The sequence below is a fragment of the Halogeometricum pallidum JCM 14848 genome (assembly GCF_000337095.1).
Classification (GTDB): domain Archaea; phylum Halobacteriota; class Halobacteria; order Halobacteriales; family Haloferacaceae; genus Halogeometricum; species Halogeometricum pallidum.
Genome location: NZ_AOIV01000011.1, coordinates 256640 through 280394, shown reverse-complemented (window position 1 = coordinate 280394; position 23755 = coordinate 256640). Strand labels below are relative to the sequence as shown.

Here is a 23755-nt window from a genome sequence, read left to right as displayed (position 1 = left end):
AGCAACGCGATGAGCATGATCTCGCCACCGACGAGTGCATCCTGAATCGTTGACCAAGGTGCGTTCGTCGGTTCCCCAAAGATGAATACACCATTCGTCTGCGGGGTGGGAGTCCCAAACATTTCCTCGGTGAGAGCGTTGTATCCCGTCGTTAGGCCATCCATGAAGAGGCCGATAATCCAGTCAACGACGTCTTTGAATCCCTCTAAGACAACGTCAATAAGATCAACCATGATCAGGCCTCGCTGATCGTGATTTCGCAGTTTTGCATTCCGTCAGAGCCAGTATACTCTACGTTGTGCGATTTCGCGACTTCCTGGCCAGTGACTTGAGTTTCCAATACGACCGTGAATTGTCCACTGTTTCCGTCAGTCGAACAGCCCATACCCTCGTCTCCGATTTCTGAACCGAACGGGAATGAATCACTGAAGAGGTCTACTGTCTCACCTGCTGGGACCACAACGCTGTCTGTTTCATAGATCCCTCTTCCACGAGGATTTTCGATAGGATTAGGCACATCTCCAGTAAACCGGAGTTCAACGGTCGCATCGGGTCCGCTTCCAGTATTCTGAACAGTAACGAATGCCTCTCCGTTCTTTTTCGAGTTAGTTTGACTCTCACCGTAGACTTCATCCCACGGCTTGTCGGGGTTGTTTCGATAGAGTCCAACGTCCAGAATCCGGATCTCCGGTTCGATATCCGTTGTACTTTCTGCGACTGTTTCCTCACCTTTCAGAGCGACCACGCGGTACTCTCCCGGTTCGTACGCAGTTCCGATCTCGAACGAGACCTGCTGGGCCCCTGCAGCCACGTCACGCTTCCCGAACAGCTCTCCGTTCGGCTGGATGAGGTTGACTTGGTCGATATCGGCTTCTGCCGAGAGCTCAACGACGAGTGCCGTCCCTTCGACGGTGACTCGCTTGAGCGGCTCCTCACTGTCTGAGGCGGTTGTCTCGCTACCGGACGTTCCGGAGTTTCCACCGTCGTTCAGACAGCCAGCTACGCTTACGAGCGTCGCACCTGCGACTGTTCGGAGGGCGTTTCTACGACTGATGTGTGAATTGTTTCTGGTCATGGGTTTCATTGGAAGATGTCTGCTGGACCGAGCATTCGGAGGAGACGGCGTCCCGCATAGAACACCACGAAGAAGGGGATGAACTGCCAGCCGGCCTCAAAGACGAGGGCGAACCAGCCGTCGATAGATCCGAGTGGATGCCACCGGGCGGTCGCCGTGTCACTCACGTAGGCCGGGTTATGTCCGAGCCACGAGCCCGGATGATAGCGGGCCGTGTAGATACCGGGATCAGTGATCGTTACGATGGCGACGCCAGAGGCGTTGGTCTCGACCTCCTGATCGGCGACGGTGATATAGCCGTTACGGGTGCTCTCCCCGATCAGATACCGACGAGTGTCGTCATTAAGGACGACCGGTGCGCCTGTTTCGTTATCACGCAGTTCGATTCGGACCGTCGCCTGCGATTGATTCTGCTGAAGAACCTCTACTGTGAGGTTACTGCGCCGAAGCTGCCGTCCAGACCCGCCGTCGGGTTCGGCAATAGACGCGTTCACGCCGCGAACGATGCCGGCGACGTGAAGCGCCTCTCTGTCGACGCTGGCGGCACGGACAGCAACACCGTACGTCGTCTCGTAAGACTGATTGACGATTTCGACGGTGACGTTCTCGCCGATGGTCCTCTTTGGAGAGGGTCGTTCTGTCCCCCACGTGTCGATTATCTCCGGGCCGTCCCGAACAGGTTCAGCACGCGGTCCGATTCGAGACGGATACGCGTGGACGTACACGGGGATTGCATCGGATTCGACTTCGGCGCTGTCGGTCCGATTCGATCTGACGAGCGTATCCCAGTTGGTGTTGCGAGCGGTGTAGAACCGCCAGACACCACGCACACTCGCATTTCCGTCCTCGGAGAGAGTATACCCTTGCCACGGGCGGGACTGGAAGATGGCGACACCAGCATCACCGTTGGGATACTCAGCGTCGTAGGGGTATGCGGAGAGGTCGTAAATCTCGACGTCGATCGAGTCGGAGACGTTTCGTGCCTCCTCTCGGTAGACGACCTCGACATCGGTTCCGTTGGTCCCGTCAGTCTGTATCGTCTTCTTCAGTCGGACATGGATCTCGGCTTCGAGGGAGAGAGTTGCACTCCAGTCGTCGTCGATCTGATAGTCGAGCACTGGTGTGTGCGACCCATCCATCCTCGCGATGGTCTCTCCGTCTTTCTGCAGTCGAACCTCTTTGATCCCGTGTTCCGCGAGCGACCACTCGACAGTTCGATTATCGGAAGAGCCCTCGTTTGGAAGGCGGACGCGATAATCGACGAACCCGCGTATCGTTCCATTCGGTGCGATGTAGAGTGGGGTTTCGCCGGATTCGAGATGGCCATGGGTCGATGGTTGAACCGCGAATACGGTCGCGTGGGCGTCCTCAATGAATACCCCGTCCTCGAGCGACGCATGAGGCGGGTGTACGGACATGTCCGAGCCACCGGCTTCGAGGTCCTCGAAGTCGTTCCGAGTCCACGTCGCGGCGGTCGCGGGCGGCCGCTTGAACGTGATATCGCTGCCGTTTGCGAGCTGGTGAATGGCAGTTCGCTCGTCACCGTAGCGTTGGCGGTACGCTTCTTGGCTGGTGTAGTTGTCCGTGTCACGAGACCATAGCGTCGCGGATTCGTTCTCGGAGAGCCCATTGTCTTCCGTCCCCGGTCGTGGTGGGGTAGCTGTGACGAGGCCCGTAGCGAGGCTCGTCACGAATAGGGCGGCCATGAGCACGGAGAGTTCTCGGTGTTGCATNGCCTACCAGGGAGTGAGATTAACGCAGTCAGCCAGTGGAAGACTCATCATCGATCCGGCGACCGTGTACAGCGGGCCGAGGACGAGGAGAATGACGGCAGACTTCATCGCCGAGCGCTTGTGGCGCTTGAGCCCCTTCTTCTGCTCCGAATTGAGGGTGAACATTTCAATGAGTGAGTCTGCCTGCCAGACCACAGCAAGTCCGACGATGCCGAGCCCGGTAGTCAGCTGGAAGAATCCCTCAATCATGCTCGGAAGCTTCTCGGCGCTACAAACGGCGCCGGTTTGCGCTGCGACGGGGGAGACGGCAAACAGGCTCAACAGCGCGACAGTGAGAACTGCTTGTCTCGAAACCGTGCTCGTAGCCGGAGATTGACTGTCAGTACGATTCTCAGAGATCTTGGACGTGGTGCTGTCCTGTGACATGGCGAGTTCTTCGTTTGCGTCTTCGGTGGGTGCCGTGAGATCGGCTATCAACGAGGTCAGTAGAAGGGAATAAATAAATTCTGCATTTAGAGAGTGTATATTGAGGTGATTGATGAAGTAGTTTTAAGCTGAAACAGTACCGAGCGATTTTAACCAACAAGACCGGGAGAGGACCTGCGAGTTGGTTAAGAGCGTGATGACGAACGGATCTCAAGTTTGCTTCGACGAGGTTACCATCGTAGGGATGTACGGCGTCTATCATCCCGCCACCCATGCCTCCGTTCGTTCCTCCCTCGGATAGGAGACGAGGTTCACTGGGGAGTAGTCGTCGAACACGACGACATCGCGATCGTACTCGACGTGTAAGTCGCATTCCTCAACGACGAGTGGGCCAAGCAGCCCGCGGTCAAAGTGTAACTCAAACAGCAATCCTACCTATCGGACTCAGATGCGGAGTACCTATGACACGGACACATGCAGAAGTGGCCGGACCAAGCAGTGGCTACAGACTCCGACGAGAACGGACGCACCGAGGTCGTCGCCGTCTCGACTCGCCGCAGGTTCCTCGCCGTATGGGATGACGACGGCAAAACGCTTTGGAAGATGCATAACTCGACACACGTAGAAGGACTGCTCGGTGTCCGAAACATCGTCTCCGGCCCGACACAAGAACTTCTAACGCACCCCCACGTAGTGACGGGACTGGGACGAGCCGAAACGGGTTGCAGTTGGTCCGATGTGCCGACGAGGCGGACGTCACACAAAGTGTGAAAGTACCGGTCCGAAGGATCGTTTGTCGCTAGTTTTGCCGAGCACTTACACTCGTACGGGCCCATCCTCGTATCGCTCTCAGCAGGTTCGGACCTGTGGTATCGAGGACCGCCGTCTCCGACCAGAGGTCACTCGGCGTTCGCTCGTCTCTGAGGAGGCGACCGGAGCGAAGGTGCCGGCGAGTTCGACCCACCTCCTTGTCACCGTCCGCTGGGAGAGCCGGATCCGAGACCGAGCAGAGCAGTTCGTCGTCCTCAACGAGGACACCCTCCGAGAGTGGTTGAAACCCGCAGAGTGAGGACCATCCGACGCCGCAGTGGTACACGGCCATCCGTTTGACTCAAATTTCGTATATTTCTCTTCTAAGTATACTTCATCCCCATTTGATATACATTTCGAGGACATACGGGTCATAGATACGTAGTTATAGAAGTGTAATGTAGTATAGATGCAGTATACAGAACTAAGCGAAAGAATATAAATTCATACGTTAGTACAGATGTTCGATTCAAATCTAGAGCTACAAAAATAGAGAATGAAGGTATCTCTTGAAGAATGAATATATATCAAGTCGGTATAGGACTCCGCTGTAGTAAGGGACGGAACGTGCCAGCATCAGTCGGAGTCGAGACGTCGACGATGATAGTGCGATAGAAACAAAGACTTACCCCCCGGCGCGTTCGCTTGCGCAGAAATACCCTTTCTGATTCGTAGTGGTCTTAGAGACCATACGAGCACTTGCAAACAGTTCTCTAAGCAGAAACACTCCACTAGTAATCTCGTCGAATGATCTTACTCTACAGAACAGTATTTCGCAGGAGAGCGAGCACGCGAGTGATATCAGCTCCGTCACTCGGATCGGGACCGAACTCAGCGGAATCAGTGTCCCACGGAGTGCTTCCGGAAGCCGTTTCTACAGAGATCAGCTCTTCCATCTGTAATTACATAACTAGCACTGTAATGTTTCCGATCGGCTGATTGTACAAGAAGTATCGTTCTGTTCTACAGAACAATAACGAGCAGTCGCCACCAAGCACAGGAAAGCCGCGCGGAGATCTAAAATCTCGAAGTGAATCCTCGGTTGAAACCGGTTTTCTCGTCAGCGTAAAGTGCATAGATGAGGTTCTGTCCCCAAATTTAGCCCGGGACGATGTGGTCGTAGAATTGCTTCACGTTGGGGATTTTTGTGCCTGTTTTGTGCGTGAAGGTGTCGTCGATGATGACGACACCTTCACTGGACCAGCGAGTGTCGTCGGCTTGCTGGAGAAGTTCCAGCTGCTCTTTGTTCAGTTAATCTTCGTTCCAGTCGTGCTCGGTGAGGAAGTTGTTGAGAGCGCGTTCGTTCTTGGCTGGAAGCACGTGCCTAGAGATACCGTCCACAGTCTTGTTGCTGGCCGCAACAAGACCGGTGATGTAGGTCTTAGCGTGGTACTTCTGCCGAGTTGAGAAGCGCTCTAACTCGCCAATTGGTGCGGTACAAGACAGAAACGACGTGAGTGGAAGCATCCGATCTTCGCGTCTCTCTACGCGCTACACCAGCATAAGTTGCGAAGTCAAGTAACTAGAGAGTGTCCCAGTGTGCATCCTCTCGGTGTAACTACATGACCTCATGACGACGTTGGCAGACAAACCCGCAATTACGACTCAGACAGAGTAGTAACAGAGGGTTAGATGCGAAGCATCATTTACATTACAGACCTATTGTTGTAATGTATAGACATCAGTCACGCCAATTTGTCAGTAAGGCTTTCGTGTCGTATCTGCGATCGGCTGTCTTCTAGTCTTGGTCCCGAATCGAGCGCCCCGAAGAGACTCGTCTCGAAATCCTCATCTCTTTGACCATTCGAACATGGCCTCAAAGAAGCCATCTACAACCTATTTTCCTGGGGTCTGTGAACAACTAAAGCGAGATCTTGATGGACCGATGGAAAAAATCGATCACTTCTCATCCACTCCGAGATTAGATTATAAACGTTCAGGGCCGAGTTAGACATCGTTAGGTCGCTGCAGAGTGCACGCTTGGCTTCGTCGTTTCCAGTAATATGTATACATGCTGCATCACAACTTTACGAGCTGGCAGCTATCCTAAATCAACCTACAGTACTACTCGTCTTCTCTACTCGATACAGTTAGCCAAAACCTGTCCATTTTTCTCGGTTTTTATAACTATCATACAATAATTAGGTAGTATTGTACCTCTGTGTCTCGAAACCCGGATATAGATGCGTTTCTCGAGTTGCTGCCCCAGTGTTTACTATTTCTGGACTCATCTCTCGAAATACTTAATTAACAATGAGTAATAGTGGATTCTTAGTCATTATCTGTTTCTCATCCAGTATTGGTGAATGGTTGCGGATCGGGGGCCGACTCTGACTCGTCTTGCGTGCCGTCACTGAGTGATCCTCAGGACCGACACTGACAGAATCTGTCTGCGCTTTCCGTTCCTTTCTTCTCCAAGTGGCGATGTTCACGTCCCCTCGTCGGAACGTGGTGAGATCACTAGGTCGCGCTATTCGGTCGTTTCCCGGTTCGCAGAGCACGTCAGATGCACGAATCGCGACTGTCAACAGGTCGAGTCAGTGTATCCGTTTAGGTGTAGTTGATGTTGAGTTCGATGACATTCGCAGCGCTTTCGAGTTTCTTCGGGAGCACTGTCTGATAGTGTTCGTCCTGAAACCGACTCGTTGGTCCAGAAATACTAATCGCACCTTCGATCTCCCCTTCCTTGTTGACGATCGGTTTGGCGACACAGCGGAGACCGACGAGACGTGCCTCGTCATCGAAGGCGACACCCTCCTCTCGGACACGTTCTAACTGGTCGAAGAGTTCGTCGCGGTCTGTGATGGTGTTCTCGGTCGTCTTGGGCAGTCCGTGTCTGTCGATGATTTCATCGACCCGCTCGTTCGGGAGGTGTGCGAGGATCGCCTGCCCAAGTGCGGTGTTGTGGAGGTAGACTCGGTGACCGATGTAGGAGTCGGACGTGACCGCTTGCTCGCCGTTCGCTCGGTGGAGATAGATGCCACGACCGTGCTCCTCAACGAGTAGATTTGTCATCTCGCCGGTTTCCTCGGCCAGTTTCGTCACCTCTTCTTTGGCCGACTGGTATATTGGCTCTTTGTATCGAGCGTAGCCCCCAAGGTCGAGTAGGCGCAGTCCGACACGATACGTGTTGCCCTCTCTGACGACGTACCCGTCGTGTTCGAGCGTCTTCAGGTAGTTATGGATACTGCTCTTCGAGAGTGTGAACTCGTTTGTCAGTTCAGTCAGTGTGACCTCATCCTTGGCCTTGATGGTCTCCAAGATCCGGAACGTCGTCCGCGCCGTCTTGACCATCGTCGGATCCGTTTCATCTGCCATAGTTGTCCCGTTCTTCCCACTCATAATAAACCCCTCTCCAGCTATGGTAAACCGTCCGGTCGCGAGGTGGGCTATTCCGCCTTGACGAGACCGAGGTCCTGTACGTTTCACTTCCCTCTGACGACCGGAAACGGTATACTACCCCTCTCGGTTTACCGTCCCTTCCCGAATATCTTGGAGTATGAGCCGCTGAAACAGCTATTCTCGCCGGTTGTCACTGCATCCGGTACAGACACAACATTGATTACACCCGGTGTGAAACTCTTCTAACCGAGTTAACAATGACCTATCGCGCGGGGATCATCGGTAGTGGCGGTATTGCAGGTATGGGTATTCTCGGCATGCACGATGCCGACGCAATCGGGTCCGAGAAGATCCGTGCCAGTCACGCTGGTGGCTACGACGCGACTGCTGACATAGAACTAGTCGCGGTCGCCGACATCGACGAAAAAAAACTCAGAACGTTCGGTGAGGCGTGGAACATCCCGACAGACGGGCAGTATGTCGGTCATGAGGCGATGCTCGCGGCCGAAAACCTCGACGTCGTCTCCGTCTGTACGCCGTCGCTCCTGCATCACGATCACGTGGTCGACGCCGCGCGGTCGGACGCGGCCCCGGATGTCATCTGGTGTGAGAAACCGATCGCCTCCTCGGTCTCGGACGCGGAGTCGATGATCGAAGTATGTGATGAGACGGCGACGGAACTCGTCATCAACCACTCGTTTCGGTTTACCGATAAACTTCGAAAGCTCCACGCCCACCTTCAGCAGGATGACCTGCTCGGCGAGGTTCACTCCGTCTCGACGCAGTTCAGGATGGAACTGCTGCGCAACTCCACGCATCTGCTGGACACGCTTGTTTATCTTCTCGATACCAGGGCCGAACGGGTCAGCGGGTACATCTCCGGTGAGAACGAGGCCGTCGAATCGCTCGATGCCGACCGCGAGGTCGACGATTCGGCTGGCGGCGGCTTCGCGCTGCTGGATAACGGAACATTCGCGACCATCGACTGTACCATTCCGCGCGACGATTCGTCGATGACGCTGCAGTTCATCGGGAGCGAAGGAAAACTGTACATGAACAACGATGACGGCGAGTGGCGCTACTGGCGGCTCGAGGACGGCGAACACATCGAGGAGACACTCCCCGGCATCGAGGGTGCCTGGACGTGGGACGACGACTATCGGGGCGCGTTCGCCAACGCTGCGCGTCACGTCCAATCGGTGCTTGATGGCGAGGAGCAAAACGCCTCAACGGGCCGGGAAGCGCTGCGCTCGCTGGAGATCATCATTGGGTTCTATATATCGCACTACACCAGTGGGCAGGTCGACATCCCACTAGATCGGCCGCTGCGGGACATCGAAATCACGTCGTGGTGAGGCGCGTAGACGACAGCTGAAGCGGACACGAAAAATCAAAGCCAGATTACATTACTCGTAGATGTGGACGCTGCCGGTCTTGTGGTCCTCGATGTAGTCCCAGTCGTACTCGACGCCAAGGCCCGGCCCCTCAGGGACCTCCACCATCCCGTTCTCATCAATAGTGTCTATCATGTCCGAGTAGTCGCCCTCGTAGACCGGCGGCTGCGTGTTCGGGCAGTCTGGGTGGACGAGTGCCAGTTCGTAGTAGTTCGTGTTGCGGATCGCGGCGATGCACTGGCGCTGTGCGGGGCCGGGAGCGTGGAATTCCACGTCGAGACCGAAGCCTTCGGCGACCTTCGCGCGCTTCATCGCGCCGGTGATCCCCGCGTCGTACTCGGGATCGGCCCGGAGGAAGTCGGTGGCCTCGTTGGCGATGAAATCCGTTGCCTGCTCCAGTCCGCGCACGTGTTCGGTCTGAAGGATCGGGGTGTCGAGCGCCTGTCGGAGCTTCTTGTGGGCGTGCTGGGAGACGCCGCCGTCGCGGTAGGGGTCCTCGTACCAGAAGAAGCCCGCTTCGTCGAGGGCACGACCGAGTTTGAGCGCATCGGCGAACGTCTCCAGTTCACAGGCCGGGTCATGCATCAAGTCCATGTCATCGCCGACGCGCTCCCCGAGCAACAGCGCCGTCTCGAGTTCGCGGCCGAGGTCACGTGAACCCTCGCTGCCGCCCCAGCCGTGGATCTTGAACGCCTGATAGCCCATGTCGCGACATTCCTCGGCGAATTCGGCGAACGCCTCAGCCGAATCGAGGCCGCCGTTCTCGTCCCCGTGATACGTCGAGGCGTACGCAGGGAACTCGGTACGGTACGTCCCGAGTAGTTCGTGAATCGGCGCGTCGTAGTACTTGCCGGCGAAGTCCCACAGCGCGATGTCGATCGGACCCATGCCCATTCGATCGTACTTGCGCAGTGCACGCTTGATCTCGCTCCAGTGTTGCTCGCGTTCGAGCGGATTTTTTCCGATGAGGTAGTTCGCGAACGTGTTGATCTGGGCCGCGGCGGGCGAGTTGCCACCGACATACTCGCCGGTGACCCCCTCGTCCGTATGGATCTTGAGAGCGAACAGTTTGCGCTCGGTCACTGCCCCCGGCTCGTAGACGAGGTTGAACCCGTGGTGGTCTGTGCCAACATCTTCGATCGGATATGCGAACTCGGCTGACTCGATTCTGGTAATCTCCGGTACCATACACGCCGTGACTGATAGCACGGTAATAAATATCTGTGTTTCACAACAATCACCGCATGCCTGTGGCCAACGACAGACACGGAGTTTGCTCTCAGGTATTTGGTTCGATAATAGTCACACGACTCGCGGTGTAAACACGTACCCAGTTCGGTCAACGCATCGATTTTCGTCTGTTCGTGGGAAACATTCATTATACCCCCTTCCGAATCGGATTATGGTTATGATTGATGAAGAACGACGGCGAGCCCTTAGAACAATCGGTGCTGCAGGTCTGATCGGCCTTGCAGGATGTGCCGGCGGCGGGAGTGACGGTGGATCAGGTGGTGGAACAGGTGATGGATCGGTTGATGGAACGTCATCCGGTGACGGCGGTAACAGCGGTAACGGCGATCAGGACGCGATCTCGTGGTGGAACCTGGCCGTACAGGGGACCTCCAAGGAGGCCGCGGCTGAACTCGAAAGCATGTTCGAGGAGGAGACGGGTGTTCCGGTTGAACAGACTAAATATGAGAACACTCCCTACAAGTCCGCCATTTCGAACGCGCTCGGAACGAGCGAGGCACCGGACATTTTCTACATCTGGCCCGGCCCGAACCGACTGGGTCGGTACGTCCAGAACGGGAACGTCATTCCGCTTGACGGCGTCCTGAGTGAGGACCAGCAGAGCAACATCATCTCGGACGCGCTCCGTGGGACCAAATACGAAGAAGGGGACCTCCTCTCGTGGCGCTCCGAGGACGGATCGACCTACGGTGTCCCATACGATGTCGCCGCCATCCCGATCTGGTACAATAAGAACGTCCTCAACGATGCTGGCGTCAATACGGACCGGCTCCAGCACGCGACGGACCTCACTTGGAGCAACTTCCTCGATATCTGTTCGACAATTACGGACGCTGGCTACACGGCGGTCGAATGTGGGAACCGGAACAGATGGACGATTGGCCACTGGATCTCGGCGTTCATGATCAAGGCTGCCGGTGTCGACCACTACTACAACGCGGCGTTTGGCATCAACGACGCGTCGCTCACTGACAAACCGTTCGTGACGGCGCTCTCGCGGTTGAAACAGTTGTACGAGGACGGCTACTTCAACCGAGACATTAACTCTCTGAACAACAACGAGGCCGCAGCGCTGTTCTTCAGCGACCAAGCTGCCTTTTGGCATCAGGGCACGTGGGTCACCGAACAGATCTCTACGCAGGCCCCCGAGGAATTCGGTGGTGTTCCCGACGCGATGGACTACATGTGGTGGCCGGCGTTCCCGGACTCCTACGAAAACAGCGCGAACGAACGGATGAGTGTCGTGCCCAACTCCACGGTCGCTATCAGCGCGCAGGCCGCCGAACGCGGCGACGAACACCTGAGCAACGTCAAGGATTTCGCCAGCTTCTTCGGCAGTTTCGACGCACAGAAACGGTTCTTCGAGATCTCCGGCTCTCCGGTGACCCGGACCGACGTGTACGAGGAGATCGACATGAACGCCACCCAGCAGACGCTCACCAACACGGTCGATCAACTGCAGTCCTCGGACGCAGTCGGGATGGTGTTCGACGTGGCATTCCTCCCAGAGACGACCGAAGCGCTGCTGTCGGCCGGGCAAGAACTGTTTACCGGCGGCGATCCCGAGTCGCTGTTGCAGGACGTCCAGAAGACGAACCAGGATGCCCTCTCGAACCTCTGAGATAGCATGAGTACCCAAAAACAGGGGAGCAATCTGCGGGCAGTCGCCTCGTCAGCGGTCGCTATAACCAAGAGCGTTTTCGAGGAACGGCCACACTGGCTCTTCCTCCTGCCCGCGCTCCTAATTTACCTCCCGTTCCTGGTCATTCCGGCACTGGGCATCTTCGGGCTGAGTGTCTTCCAGTGGTCGGGACTCGGCGATATGTCGTTCAACGGGATCGAAAACTTCGTTAGGGCTTTCACCAGCGACATCGTGTACACCTCGCTGTGGCACAACATCGAAATCGCGTTCTGGAGCCTCGTGCTGCAGGCGGGTGTCGGGCTGGTGCTGGCGCTCGTGATCTACCGCTTTTCGGACCGCTGGCGGCAGTTCTTCCAAGTCACGTACCTACTTCCGATGACGCTGATGTCGGTCGCTGTCTCGATGGTCTGGGGGTACATGTACAACCCCTCCTACGGCGTGCTGAACACCGTCATCAAGGCGCTCGGTTCCGACTGGAGTCCGCTGTGGATCGGCAGCGAGAGCCAAGCGCTGTACGCGATCATCATTGTCGCAACGTGGCAGTGGACCGGCTTCCGGGTCATACTCTGGCTCGCTGGCCTCGACAGCATTGACGAGAGCCTGCTGGAGGCGGCGCGAATCGACGGTGCCGGCCCGATCCAGCGGTTCCGGTATATCACGCTCCCGTTACTGAAGCCGGTCGCAATCTTCATTTCGATCTACACGATCATCGGTTCGTTCAACTCCTTCGTGTATGTCTGGGTCATGACCCGAGGGGGTCCCGGTCACGCCAGCGAGGTGATGGTCACGTGGATCTACAAGAACGCGTTCCTCCAGTCGAACTTCGGACGCGCGGCGGCGATCAGCGTCCTGCTATTCGTGATCGTGCTCTTGCTGTCGCTACTCAACATGCGCCTCGGTGACCGCGAGGCGGGAGGTGCGAACCCATGAGTACCGAATCGGACTACGGGATCCCGGTCAGAGAAATCGGGTCCGAACTGGTCGAGAAGCTCTCGGGCCTGATGGCGTTCGTCGTGACAGGGATCTTTCTCGTCCCGATCGGATTGTTACTCGTGACCAGCGTCAAGTCCCGAACCGAGATCTTCACCAACCCGCTGGCGCTGCCCGCGGAATTCCAGTTCGAAAACTACGCCAACGCTTGGACAACTGGCGGGTTCGGACAGTACTTCCTGAACAGCGTCATCGTCGTCGGGATCAGCCTTGTGTTTATCCTGTTGCTGTCGAGTCTAGCAGCCTACGCGCTGGTCCAGTTCGATTTCCCAGCCGACAACTTCATGCTCGTCTTCTTCCTCGCGGGGTTCATGATCCCTCCACAGGTGCTACTGGTGCCGCTGTACACCATCATGAACGCGCTGAACCTGCTGAACACCTACTACAGCTTGATCTTCGCGTACATCGCGTTCGGGTTGCCGTTCTCGGTATTCCTGCTACGCCAGTTCTTCGTCACGATCCCGGACACGTATGCCGAAGCCGCGCGGATGGACGGCTGTAATGAACTCCAAGTTTTCTTTCGGGTCTACCTGCCCCTGTCGATGCCGGCGCTGGCGGCGGTTGCGATCTACCAGTTCGTCTTCCTCTGGAACGAGTTCCTCTACGCGATCATCTTCATCACCGACGACACCCTTCGGACGCTCCCGGCCGGCCTGATGGCGTTTCAGGGCCAGTACTCCGGTGACTGGGCGCAACTCGCCGCGGGGATCGTCATTGCAGTCACCCCGACCGTCATCTTCTTCCTGCTCTTCCAGCGGCAGTTCATGCGGGGCATCTCGATGGGGACGACGAAAGGATAGTACCGTCGTCGACCCCTTCGATCGAACCGGCCGCGACTGCCAGCGGTTTTCCGTTCGCGTCACCTGTTGTTCGGACGTGAAAAACCGGAATGACTATTGGTATCGCACCACATTTTCGAACCGTGACATCGACAGCTCCGAGCTACCTCGACGGCTACGAACAGCGATATGACGACAACCCCCGACAGGCTGCCCGCGAGTGGTTCGACGACGCCGACTATGGACTCTTTCTCCACTACGGGCTCTACTCGCTCCTTGGTAACCACGAGTGGGTGCAGTATCACAAACGCATCGAGCCAGCCGACTACGCACAACTGCAGCACCACTTCACCGCCGAGGGGTTTGACGCCGAGACGATCGTCGAGTTCGCACAGGATTGCGGAATGAACTACGTGACGTTCACCGCACGCCACCACGAGGGCTTTTGCCTGTTCGACAGCGAGTACACGACGTACAAATCCACGGAAGCGCCGGCCAGTCGGGATCTCGTCGCCGAACTCACCGAGGCCTGTCAGGACGCCGGACTGGGCCTTTTTCTGTACTACTCGCATGGCTACGACTGGCACCACCCCCACGCACCCAACCGTGAGGAGTGGGGTGACCCGGTGCGGCCGGCTTACGAGGAGCAACCCGGCTGTTACGCCGACTCGGGTCACGATCTTGACATCTATCTCGACTATCTCGAATCGCAGGTCGAGGAACTGCTCACGGAGTACGGCCCTATTGCGGGCATCTGGCTCGATCCGTCCTATCTCCCCCAGAAAGACCCTGAACGGTTCGCTGAGGCCTTCCGACTCGAATCGCTGTACGAGACGATATGGGACTGTCAGCCCCAGACGCTGATCAGCTACAAAGAGGGCGTCACGGGAACCGAGGACTTCGTAACGCCGGAACACGAGACTGGCGAGGCCGACGTGCTGGGGGAGGTCTGCACAACGATGATCCCTGGTGAGGCCCATCGGGAGGAAATGGCCGGCCAGTGGGGCTACGGCGGCGAGGGTGGTGAGACTCAGCAACAGGTCTCGACCTCGTGGGGCTATGCGAAGGCGGCCGAGGGGATGCACCGCGACGCCGAGGAAGTCTGGCGCAAACTCGAAACGACGCGCTCCGAGGGGTACAACCTCCTGTTGAATGTTGGCCCACTTCCCGACGGAAGCCTCGACCCCGAGGACGTCCAGACGCTCCGGTCGATCGGCGAGCGAATTGAGCGTGAGGGGTATCCCGGTCGAGACAGCGCAGCGTAGCTGCTGGGGTCCTCGACCGCCTGCACCGGTGGATTCTTGATCGAGCACCCTGATCATCTACTCGTTATGGTCGGCCATGCAAGCTACGACTACAGCGGTGAATCGGCGATCGTCACCGGCTCGACGAAAGGAATTGGTCGCGGCATCGCCGAGGGACTGGCCGACGCGGGCGCGAATATCGTCGTCAACTCTCGAACCGAAGCGGACGTGACAGCAGTCGCCGAAGACCTCGACGACCGCAGTGAAGGTGACGTGATTGGTGTCACGGCAGACATGGGCAACCCCGACGACATCGAGGCCCTCGTCAAGACGGCCATCGACGCCTTCAGCGAGATCGATCTGCTGGTTAACAACGCAGCGGTCTGGCCCCGTGAAGCGTCGCTCGTCAACGCTTCGCTCGAAGACTGGGACTTCGCGATGGATGTGAACGTCCGCGCGCAGTACTACGCCTCGAAGCTCGTCGCGGCCCACATGATCGAGGAAGACATCGCTGGATCGATCGTCAACCACACAAGCCAGACCGGCGACCGTCGGGCGGGTCGGCGCGGCCTGTACGGCATCTCGAAGACCTCGATCAACGGGCTGACGTGGCGAATGGCCCACGAACTCGCCGAGCACGGCATCCGCATGAACGCTATCTCGACGGACCTCACCGAGACCTATCAGGTGCACTACGAGGCAGAGATGGCAGCCGAAGACGACCCCGAGCGAACGCCCGACGACATCCTTCGTGAGTGGGGCGAAGCCCGCCCCATCGGTCGCATGGGTCAACCCGAGGATCTGGCGAACGCGGTAATGTACCTCGCCAGCGACAAAGCGTCCTACGTCGTCGGGGCGATCCTCCGAGTGAGCGGCGGCGGCAATCTGGAATAAGCCGATGCGATTCATCGACACGCACACGCACGCATGGGGCGCGAACACGAATGAACTGCCATGGCAGGCCGAAATTCTGCCGCCGGCGTGGGAGGGGCCCTACACCGCTCGCGATCTGATCACCGACATGGACGCCGCCAACGTCGACGAGAGCGTCATCGTGACGACACCGCTATACGGACGCGGGATGCGGGCCAACGAGTACACGATGCGGGCCATCGAGGCATTCCCTGACCGCCTGTGGGGCGTCGGGCTGATGGACTTCTTTCAGGACGATCCTGAGGCGGTGCGGGCTGACCTGCGCCGCGTCGTCGGTCACGAGCGACTACTTGGTGTTCGGATGCACGCCTGTCTGGAGTACGCGGAGTATCCGAGCCAGCTGAATCGGACGGCAAACTGGATTACAGACGACGCGCTCGAGCCGGTCTGGGCGGAAGCCGCAGCGCTCGATACGGCCGTCTTCGTCTTCCCGAAGGCAGAGCAACTGTCAATGGTCGCGGATATCGCCGAATCCCATCCCGACGTGCAACTCGTCGTCGATCACATGGCGTTCCCCGACGAGACGACCGCGCCCGACGAAGCGCCGTGGACTGACTTCGAGGCTGTTGCCGAACACGACAATGTCGCCGTCAAGGTGAGTTCGCTCCCGCGGTCGGCCGACGAAGCGTGGCCCTACGCTGCCCTCCACGGTTACGTCAGCAACCTCGTCGAGTGGTTCGGTCCCGAACGGCTCATGCTCGGCTCTGATTTCCCGTGGATGGACGACTGGGCGAGCTACGAAGACTGTCTCTCGTGGTTCGAAGAAGCTTCGTTCCTCTCGGCACGTGACTACTCGTACCTCTCCCACCGGACGTTCGAGCGGATCCACGAGACGTAGTCCAGCGCGCTCGCCTCCGACTGACACAACCTTCATTATCGCCTCACACATTACCGTAAGTATGTCCTCGGATACGGAGCGAGCAGTGTATATCCAACGTATCGACCCCGAACACAAGGATGAGTACCTCGAAGCTCACGAAGACGTGCCCGAGGGCGTCTCCGACGCGATGCGCCGCGGCGGCGTCACGGCGTTCGAACTGTACGTCCGCGACGATCTGGCGGTCTGTATCCTTGAAGTCGAAGACCTCGACGCCTACCTCGACGAGGTCGACGGCGACGAGGCGGTCGAAGAGTGGGAACGATTTACTGCCCAGTTCAAGCGCGAGGGTGTCGACGTCGACGACGCGGACGAACCAATCCCCTTCATGGACCGAATCTGGACACTCTCTGGAGATGAGAACAGATAGCAAGGAACAAGATTTATCATCGACTACTGTGAGACTCAAATTATGGGCGACCTTGTAATTCAGAACCTGACCAAACGGTTCAATAATGACTCCGAAACGGAAATCGTCGCCGTCGACGATGTCTCGATCGAAATTGAGGACGGCGAGTTTCTGGTCCTCGTTGGCCCTTCGGGCTGCGGGAAGTCGACCACACTTCGGTGTACCGCCGGCCTCGAATCCGTGACCGAGGGGACGATTACCCTCAGCGGCAGGGACATCACCCACCAGCGATCGCGCGACCGCGACATCGCGATGGTGTTCCAGAACTACGCGCTGTACCCCCACATGTCCTCCCGGAAAAACATGGGATTCGGTCTCAAGATGGGGACGGACATGGAGAGCGACGAGATCGAGGAGCGCATCGAACAGACGGCGTCGATGATGGGCATCGAGGAACTGTTAGAGAAGAAGCCGGGCGAACTCTCGGGCGGCCAGCAACAGCGGGTCGCGTTGGGACGGGCGATCGTCCGCGATCCCGAATTGTTCCTAATGGACGAGCCGCTATCGAACCTCGACGCGAAACTGCGAACGACGATGCGGACCGAACTCCAGAACCTTCAGTCGGACCTCGGCGTGACGACCATCTACGTCACGCACGACCAGACGGAGGCGATGACGATGGGCGACCGCATCGCCGTCCTCGACGGCGGCAAACTCCAGCAGATTGGGACACCGCTGGAGTGCTATCACCTTCCAGCCAACCGCTTCGTCGCGGGCTTCATCGGCTCACCGTCGATGAATTTCTTCGAGGTGAAACAGGATCGAGACGCCGGAGCGCTGGTCCACGACGAGTTTGAGTACCATCTCAAACCGGCGACTGCAGACACCATCGCGAACAGTACAGACGACCTGACACTCGGCATCCGACCAGAGGACATCCGCATCGCCGGTACTAACGACGAGAACGCACTGACAGTGACTGTCGACGTTGTTGAACCGCTCGGCGACGAGTCGTTCGTCTACTTCACGGTCGGGGACCAGACCTGCACCGCAAGCGTCGACGGCGAGGAGTACATCAAGGAAGACAGCCAGATCGACGTAGTGTTCCCGCAGGATCGAATCCACGTCTTTGACGGACACACAGGCGAAGCGATCAAGAACCGCCAACCGCCGGAGGCCGCGGAAGCCGAAGCCGACGAGTTCCAGAATACCTCGTCGTTCGCAGCGGGTCAGAGCGACGACTGACGATATGAGAGTCGAAACCCTGAGCGTGTCCGAGCTCGATATCACTGACGCCTGTGGTAAGACGCCATTCCCGGCGATAGGGGTCGTCGAGCAGATGCGGGACACCGATCCGATCCCGCCAGACGAGATCGGACGACCCTCACTGCGAGTACGATCCGCGGCGTTCGCCCCCCGCCCGTTGTCAAGACCAATTGGGCGGGCCTCATCACGGCCCTCTCGACGATCGGTCCCGACTGTCGGCGTGATGCGCATTCCGGACAGATGCACTTGGACCGCTTCTATGCCTCCGCGGCACTGGTCGAAGTGGCACGCAAGCGGAAGACCTCCGCGTCGTCGAAGAACTAACGCCACTGATCTTCATGACGGCGCGTTCGCTGCTCCATCGATGCTCGAATAGGTTGCCGACAAAGTCGGCGAAGCGTTCGGATTGCTCTCGAAGCCGACAGCGGCCGTTCATCATCACTCGCGCCGGACAGTGAAGCGCTTCGAAAATGTTCGACGACGGGAGGGACTGTCCTGCGACCGTATTATCGCGGATTTTCTACGTCTGCCAGCCGGACCACAGACGCGTGTTCGTGGGGCGGTTTGTCCGGTAGTTCGAGCAAGAGTCGATCAGCCTCGTGACCGACAGTGAGTGATTCACCGCCGTCGCCGGTCAGCAACTCCGCGTCGGGCGCGGCGTCGAGATCGACGTAGGCTGGAACCGACAGCGTGAGTTTGTCACCTGGCCAGTTGAGTGCAGTGACGTAGAGGTCGCCATCACGGTGGGTGTAGCGGACCTCCACCTCACTGTCGTCGTCTTCAGCGATGGCCCACGGTCGGGAGGCGAAGATGGCGTCGCCGTTCACGTCCAGCCACGCACCAAGCGCTTCGAGGCGTTCGCGCTGGATGTCCGGAATCGTCCCGTCGGCTCTCGGCCCGACGTTGAGGAGAAGGTTGCCGTTCTTCGAGACGATGTCGACGAACGAGTGGATGAGTTCTTTGGCCGAGAGATGGTCCTCCACGTCCTCAACCGCGTTGTAGCCGAAGGAGTGACCGATTCCGCGGTTGCCTTCCCATGGCTCGTCGCGAATCTCGTCGAACGTCACATACTCGGGCGTGATGAAATCGCCGTGCGTGTCCTCTATCTCACGGTTCTCGATATCGATGGTAGGGCCGATGGCATCGGTCGAAGCACGGTCGTTGACGGCGACATCCTGTCCGCGTTCTTCGGCGCGGTTGTAGTAGTCCGCGATCAGTTCCTGTGCGTGAGCGTGTTCGCCGTCGGCCTTGGGGACGTCGAACNCATCCTGTCCGCGTTCTTCGGCGCGGTTGTAGTAGTCCGCGATCAGTTCCTGTGCGTGAGCGTGTTCGCCGTCGGCCTTGGGGACGTCGAACCACAGGAGGTCTGGGTCGTACTTGCGGATCAGTTCGCGGTGCTTGGCGTTCATGAAGTCCACGTACTCCGAACCCGGGCCGCCGCGCTCTTCGACTGGGCCGCCCTTCTCGTAGTCGGGATGGCCGAACTGCCCGTCGAAACCGGGCTGATAGTAGTTGTAGTTGGCGTGGTAGGATGCGGCAAAGCGCAGGCCGTACTCGCGGACGGCATCGGCAAGGTCACCGACGAGGTCGCGTTTCGGGCCCATTCCGGCGGCGTTGTACTTCGTATAGTGGCTGTCCCACAAGGGGAACCCGTCGTGATGTTCGCCAGTCAGGACGACGTAGCCCGCGCCCACGTCGTCGAAGAGCGACGCCCACTTGTCGGGATCCCAGTTCTCGGCGGTAAAGTCGTCAATGAAGTCGGCGTACTCGACGTCGGTGCCGTAGGTCTCCTCGTGGTAGTCCTTGGTCGGTGAGTTCTCCTCGTACATGTAGTAGGGGTACCACTCGGCGTACGGTGAGGCGCTCTCACCGCCGATTTCGGCATCTGGAGGGGCCCACGCCGGGACGGAGTAGACGCCCCAGTGGATGAAGATACCTAGCTTTGCGTCACGGAACCAGTTCGGTAGCGCATGCGAGTCTAACGACTCCCATGTCGGCTTGTATTCCGACATGTGTGGATAGTCATCACCGCACACAAAGTAGCTTGCGTTCTGACAGTCTGCAACCGTCCTAACGGGATTTGCTTCGCTGTGCAGCAGCATCCTGACAAAGTCAAGGGTAAAGTCATCGCCCCTCGAAGCCGTTCGTATGTTCGGCATTCACGTGACGAAGTGGGCAGTGTTCCCCGACGACGACCCGACAGCGTTCCCAGCGCGCGTCGCCAGCGCAGGGGCCGACAGTATCGGCTTCCTCCACTGGCGCGAGACCGACGCCGACGCGCTCGCCGCGGCCTGTAACGAGCAGGACGTCAAGTGGGTCAGCACCGCTGCAGGTGAGGCAGCAGGGAACACAGGTCACGAGGGACCGGCGATGACCGATCCAGACTGCCACAATGCGGCCATCGACACGATCATCGAGACGTGTGAGTGCGTCGGCGAGTACGTCGATAACGTCGTCGTCACGGTCGGGCCGGACCAACAGTGCGTCGACGAGGCGATCCAGCAGCGCGCCATCGTCGACGTGTTGCGCACGGCCGCGCCAGCCGCCGCTGCCGCCGACGTGACGCTGGTCGTCGAACCGCTGAACGTCCGCGTCGACCATCCGGGATACTTCCTCACGACGACTGACCGCGGGATCGAGATCGTCGATGCCGTCGACCACGAGCACGTCCAACTCCTCTACGACGTGTACCACCAGCAGATCACAGAAGGCGATATCCTCGCTCGCATCCGCGAGTACCACGATCGAATCGGAATGTACCACGTCGCCGGTGTCCCGGGACGCTCCGAACTCGGGCCGGATGAACTCGACTGGACGACGATCTTCAGAACCATTACCGAGATCGGCTACGAGGGCACCGTCGGGCTGGAGTACGTCCCGCAGGGAGATCCCGACGAAACTGTCGCCGACGCTGTCGCAATCCATGATCGCGTGGCCTGAAACGGGCACCGCTCCGGCCGTTTTATGGCCCCTCCCGTCGAACTCTATGTGTGAGCCAGACAATGGAGTACACGACACTCGGAGCGACCGGACTGGAGGTCTCGCGCCTCTGTCTGGGGACGATGAACTTCGGCAGCGGTTGGCGGCCGACCTATCAGGACGACTGGACAGTTGACGAGGAAGACAGTCAGCCGGTAATCGAGCGGGCGATCGAACACGGAATCAACTTCATCGACACGGCAAATATCTACTCGACGGGCGACAGCGAGCGGATTGTCGGCAACGCCATCGAGGAGTACGAGCGCGACGAACTCGTCGTCGCGACGAAGGTGTACGGCCAGATGCACACGGGTCCGAACGGACAGGGACTCTCGCGAAAGCACATCCTCGATCAGGCCCACGCGAGCCTCGACCGACTTGGGACCGACTACATAGACCTCTACCAGATACACCGCTGGGACGACCAGACGCCCATCGAGGAAACGCTGTCGGCGCTGGATCATCTTGTCGATGAGGGACTGGTCCGGTACGTCGGCGCGAGTTCGATGGCCGGCTGGCAGTTCATGAAGGCGCTGCAGACCAGCGACGTCGAGCACTACGAGCGGTTCGTCAGTATGCAACCAGAGTACAGCCTCGTCCGCCGCCACGAGGAAGAGAACGTCGTGCCGGTCTGTGCGGATCAGGGAATCGGTGTTGTCCCGTGGTCGCCGCTGTACCGTGGCTTCCTCACCGGGAAGTATGAACGAGACGACGAGCCACCGGAAGGGTCGCGAATGGCTGAAGAGGGTGTCACGCCCGCCGAGGAGTTCGACGACGACCAGTGGGCGGTGCTGGACGCAGTCCGAGAGATCGCCGACGAGCAGGACGTCTCGCCGGTTCAGGTGAGCATCGCGTGGCTGTTGCACAAAGACGTGGTCACCGCGCCCATTGTCGGCCCGAAATCGGTCGACCAGCTTGACGAGACTGTGGGTGCGCTGGATATCGACCTCTCAGATGAGGATATCGAACGGCTGGAAGCTCCGATCGACCCCGTGTGGTCGGACGATCTGCTGTAGGTGATTTCGTCGCGCGGATCGAACTACTGTGCGCGCGGATTATCGACGCCGATGAGGCGAAGGGTGTAGGCGTGGTCGTGGTCCGGTTCTGCCGGGAGCGACACCGTCAGCACGTCGCCATTGAGGGCAGTCTGACACTGTTGTGGGCCGCCGCCGGTCAGCAACTCCGCACCGGGCACGGTGTCGAGGTCGACGTGAGCTGGGACCGACAGTTCTAGGTCGTCGCCAGGCCAATCGAACGCGGTGGCGTAGAGGTCGCCGTCGCGGTGGGTGTAGCGTACATCGATACTACTGGCGTCGTCCTCGGCGACGGCCCATGGTCGGGAGGCGAAAATGGCGTCGCCGTTTACGTCCAGCCACGACCCCAGTCCGGCCAGCGGCGTCCGCTGGAGGTCCGGAATGGTCCCGTCAGCGCGCGGGCCAACGTTGATGAGGAGATTACCGTTCTTCGAGACGATGTCGACGAACGAGTGGATGAGTTCTTCGGCCGAGAGATGGTCCTCCGCGTCCTCAACCGCGTTGTAGCCGAAGGAGTGGCCGATGCCACGACAGCACTCCCACTTGCGGTCCTGGATCTCATCGAAGGAGGTGTACTCCGGTGTGACGAAGTCGCCGTGGTACTCGTCGTTGTCGCGGCGGTTCCCCTCGATGTCGATGGTGGGGCCGATGGCATCGGTCGAAGCACGGTCGTTGACGACGACATCCTGTCCGCGTTCTTCGGCGCGGTTGTAGTAGTCCGCGATCAGTTCCTGTGCGTGAGCGTGTTCGCCGTCGGCCTTGGGGACGTCGAACNCATCCTGTCCGCGTTCTTCGGCGCGGTTGTAGTAGTCCGCGATCAGTTCCTGTGCGTGAGCGTGTTCGCCGTCGGCCTTGGGGACGTCGAACCACAGCAGGTCGGGATCGTACTTGCGGATCAGTTCACGGTGCTTGGCGTTCATGAAGTCCACGTACTCCGAACCCGGGCCGCCGCGCTCCTCGGCCGGACCGCCCTTCTCGTAGTCGGGATGGCCGAACTGCCCATCGAAGCCAGGCTGGTAGTAGTTGTAGTTGGCGTGGTAGGATGCGGCAAAGCGCAGGCCATACTCGCGGACCGCATCGGCAAGGTCACCGACGAGGTCGCGTTCCGGACCCATCTCAGCGGCGTTGTACTTCGTATAGTGGCTGTCCCACAGGGGGAACCCGTCGTGATGTTCGCCAGTCAGGACGACGTAGCCTGCGCCTACGTCGTCGAAAAACGACGCCCACTCGTCGGGGTCCCAGTTCTTGGCGTCCCAGTCGTCGAGGAAATCGATGTACTCGAACGCCTCACCGTAGGTCTCTTCATGATACTCTTTGGTGGGAGATCCCTCCTCGTGCATGTAGTAGGGATACCACTCGGCGTACGGTGAGGCGTTCTCACCGCCGATCTCGGCATCGGTGGGTGCCCACGCTGGGGCCGAATAGATGCCCCAGTGGATGAAGATACCCAGTTTCTCGTCGTGATACCACTCCGGAACGGCATGCTGGTCTAATGACTGCCAAGTTGGCTCGTACTCGGCCATGTCAATAGTGTCCAACCCCCATTACTAATAGTTTGAGATCCAGATCCCCCGAGACACCTTCGAGAGTCATATGCATAACGATCATCAGTCGACTCGATGCTCGGGATC

The 23755-nt window shown here is 58.6% G+C and carries 20 protein-coding genes and 1 pseudogene; 13 read left to right on the top strand and 8 right to left on the bottom strand.

Features of this window, described 5'->3' with window-relative positions; all coding sequences use genetic code 11:
* The 4 genes and pseudogenes from C474_RS07435 to C474_RS07420 all read right to left on the bottom strand — a co-directional run.
* Positions 1-233 (bottom strand): annotated as a pseudogene (locus C474_RS07435) (hypothetical protein); the annotation flags it as partial.
* Positions 234-235: 2 nt separating this feature from the next.
* Positions 236-1075, bottom strand: a complete 840-nt coding sequence (locus tag C474_RS21315) for a hypothetical protein (RefSeq protein ID WP_083861970.1) — start codon at positions 1073-1075, stop codon at positions 236-238.
* A gap of 5 nt (positions 1076-1080) precedes the next feature.
* A complete protein-coding gene (locus C474_RS07425; protein ID WP_008385453.1) occupies positions 1081-2808 on the bottom strand; it encodes a hypothetical protein in 1728 nt (575 codons plus the stop codon).
* Positions 2809-2811: 3 nt separating this feature from the next.
* Positions 2812-3234 (bottom strand): hypothetical protein, encoded by a 423-nt coding sequence (locus C474_RS07420; protein WP_008385452.1) that lies wholly within the window; start codon positions 3232-3234, stop codon positions 2812-2814.
* A 943-nt stretch (positions 3235-4177) separates the two neighbouring features.
* Here C474_RS07420 and C474_RS23280 point away from each other — a divergent pair.
* Both C474_RS23280 and C474_RS07415 read left to right on the top strand, forming a co-directional pair.
* The gene (locus tag C474_RS23280) at positions 4178-4303 is read left to right on the top strand and encodes a hypothetical protein (RefSeq protein ID WP_275039806.1); all 126 of its coding nucleotides are present in this window, start codon (positions 4178-4180) and stop codon (positions 4301-4303) included.
* 854 nt (positions 4304-5157) lie between these two features.
* A complete protein-coding gene (locus C474_RS07415; RefSeq protein WP_152421618.1) occupies positions 5158-5451 on the top strand; it encodes a hypothetical protein in 294 nt (97 codons plus the stop codon).
* 1143 nt (positions 5452-6594) lie between these two features.
* Here C474_RS07415 and C474_RS07410 read toward each other — a convergent pair.
* The gene (locus tag C474_RS07410) at positions 6595-7362 is read right to left on the bottom strand and encodes an IclR family transcriptional regulator (RefSeq protein ID WP_049916806.1); all 768 of its coding nucleotides are present in this window, start codon (positions 7360-7362) and stop codon (positions 6595-6597) included.
* A gap of 281 nt (positions 7363-7643) precedes the next feature.
* On the opposite strand from C474_RS07410, the gene C474_RS07405 reads away from it, so the two are divergent.
* Positions 7644-8741 (top strand): Gfo/Idh/MocA family protein, encoded by a 1098-nt coding sequence (locus tag C474_RS07405; protein WP_049916805.1) that lies wholly within the window; start codon positions 7644-7646, stop codon positions 8739-8741.
* A 51-nt stretch (positions 8742-8792) separates the two neighbouring features.
* Here the strand turns inward: C474_RS07405 and C474_RS07400 are convergent, their stop codons facing one another.
* Positions 8793-9968: an enolase C-terminal domain-like protein gene (locus C474_RS07400; RefSeq protein WP_049916804.1), complete on the bottom strand. Its 1176-nt coding sequence runs from the start codon at positions 9966-9968 to the stop codon at positions 8793-8795.
* Positions 9969-10188: 220 nt separating this feature from the next.
* On the opposite strand from C474_RS07400, the gene C474_RS07395 reads away from it, so the two are divergent.
* The 8 genes from C474_RS07395 to C474_RS07360 all read left to right on the top strand — a co-directional run bounded on the left by C474_RS07395 (position 10189) and on the right by C474_RS07360 (position 18090).
* Positions 10189-11652: an ABC transporter substrate-binding protein gene (locus C474_RS07395; RefSeq protein WP_160166821.1), complete on the top strand. Its 1464-nt coding sequence runs from the start codon at positions 10189-10191 to the stop codon at positions 11650-11652.
* Positions 11653-11658: 6 nt separating this feature from the next.
* A complete protein-coding gene (locus C474_RS07390) occupies positions 11659-12603 on the top strand; it encodes a carbohydrate ABC transporter permease (RefSeq protein WP_008385439.1) in 945 nt (314 codons plus the stop codon).
* On the top strand, positions 12600-13463 hold the full coding sequence (locus C474_RS07385; RefSeq protein ID WP_008385437.1) for a carbohydrate ABC transporter permease: 864 nt from the start codon (positions 12600-12602) through the stop codon (positions 13461-13463). Before C474_RS07390 ends, C474_RS07385 begins: the two co-directional genes overlap by 4 nt.
* A 122-nt stretch (positions 13464-13585) precedes the next feature.
* Positions 13586-14707 (top strand): alpha-L-fucosidase, encoded by a 1122-nt coding sequence (locus C474_RS07380; RefSeq protein WP_008385436.1) that lies wholly within the window; start codon positions 13586-13588, stop codon positions 14705-14707.
* 66 nt (positions 14708-14773) lie between these two features.
* A complete protein-coding gene (locus C474_RS07375; protein WP_008385433.1) occupies positions 14774-15580 on the top strand; it encodes an SDR family NAD(P)-dependent oxidoreductase in 807 nt (268 codons plus the stop codon).
* A gap of 4 nt (positions 15581-15584) precedes the next feature.
* Entirely contained in the window at positions 15585-16457 is an 873-nt protein-coding gene (locus C474_RS07370; RefSeq protein WP_008385432.1) for an amidohydrolase family protein, read from the top strand.
* 61 nt (positions 16458-16518) lie between these two features.
* Positions 16519-16866, top strand: a complete 348-nt coding sequence (locus tag C474_RS07365; RefSeq protein ID WP_049916803.1) for an L-rhamnose mutarotase — start codon at positions 16519-16521, stop codon at positions 16864-16866.
* Positions 16867-16908: 42 nt separating this feature from the next.
* A complete protein-coding gene (locus tag C474_RS07360) occupies positions 16909-18090 on the top strand; it encodes an ABC transporter ATP-binding protein (RefSeq protein ID WP_008385428.1) in 1182 nt (393 codons plus the stop codon).
* Between the two features lie 527 nt (positions 18091-18617).
* On the opposite strand, the gene C474_RS07355 is transcribed toward C474_RS07360, so the two are convergent.
* Complete coding sequence (locus tag C474_RS07355; RefSeq protein ID WP_049916802.1) at positions 18618-20123, bottom strand: alpha-L-fucosidase; 1506 nt, start codon at positions 20121-20123, stop codon at positions 18618-18620.
* A 136-nt stretch (positions 20124-20259) separates the two neighbouring features.
* Here C474_RS07355 and C474_RS07350 point away from each other — a divergent pair, with 136 nt between their 5' ends.
* Positions 20260-21051: a TIM barrel protein gene (locus C474_RS07350; protein ID WP_008385424.1), complete on the top strand. Its 792-nt coding sequence runs from the start codon at positions 20260-20262 to the stop codon at positions 21049-21051.
* A 62-nt stretch (positions 21052-21113) separates the two neighbouring features.
* Complete coding sequence (locus tag C474_RS07345; protein ID WP_008385422.1) at positions 21114-22106, top strand: aldo/keto reductase; 993 nt, start codon at positions 21114-21116, stop codon at positions 22104-22106.
* 23 nt (positions 22107-22129) lie between these two features.
* On the opposite strand, the gene C474_RS07340 is transcribed toward C474_RS07345, so the two are convergent.
* Positions 22130-23647 (bottom strand): alpha-L-fucosidase, encoded by a 1518-nt coding sequence (locus C474_RS07340; RefSeq protein ID WP_008385421.1) that lies wholly within the window; start codon positions 23645-23647, stop codon positions 22130-22132.
* Positions 23648-23755: the final 108 nt, after the last annotated feature.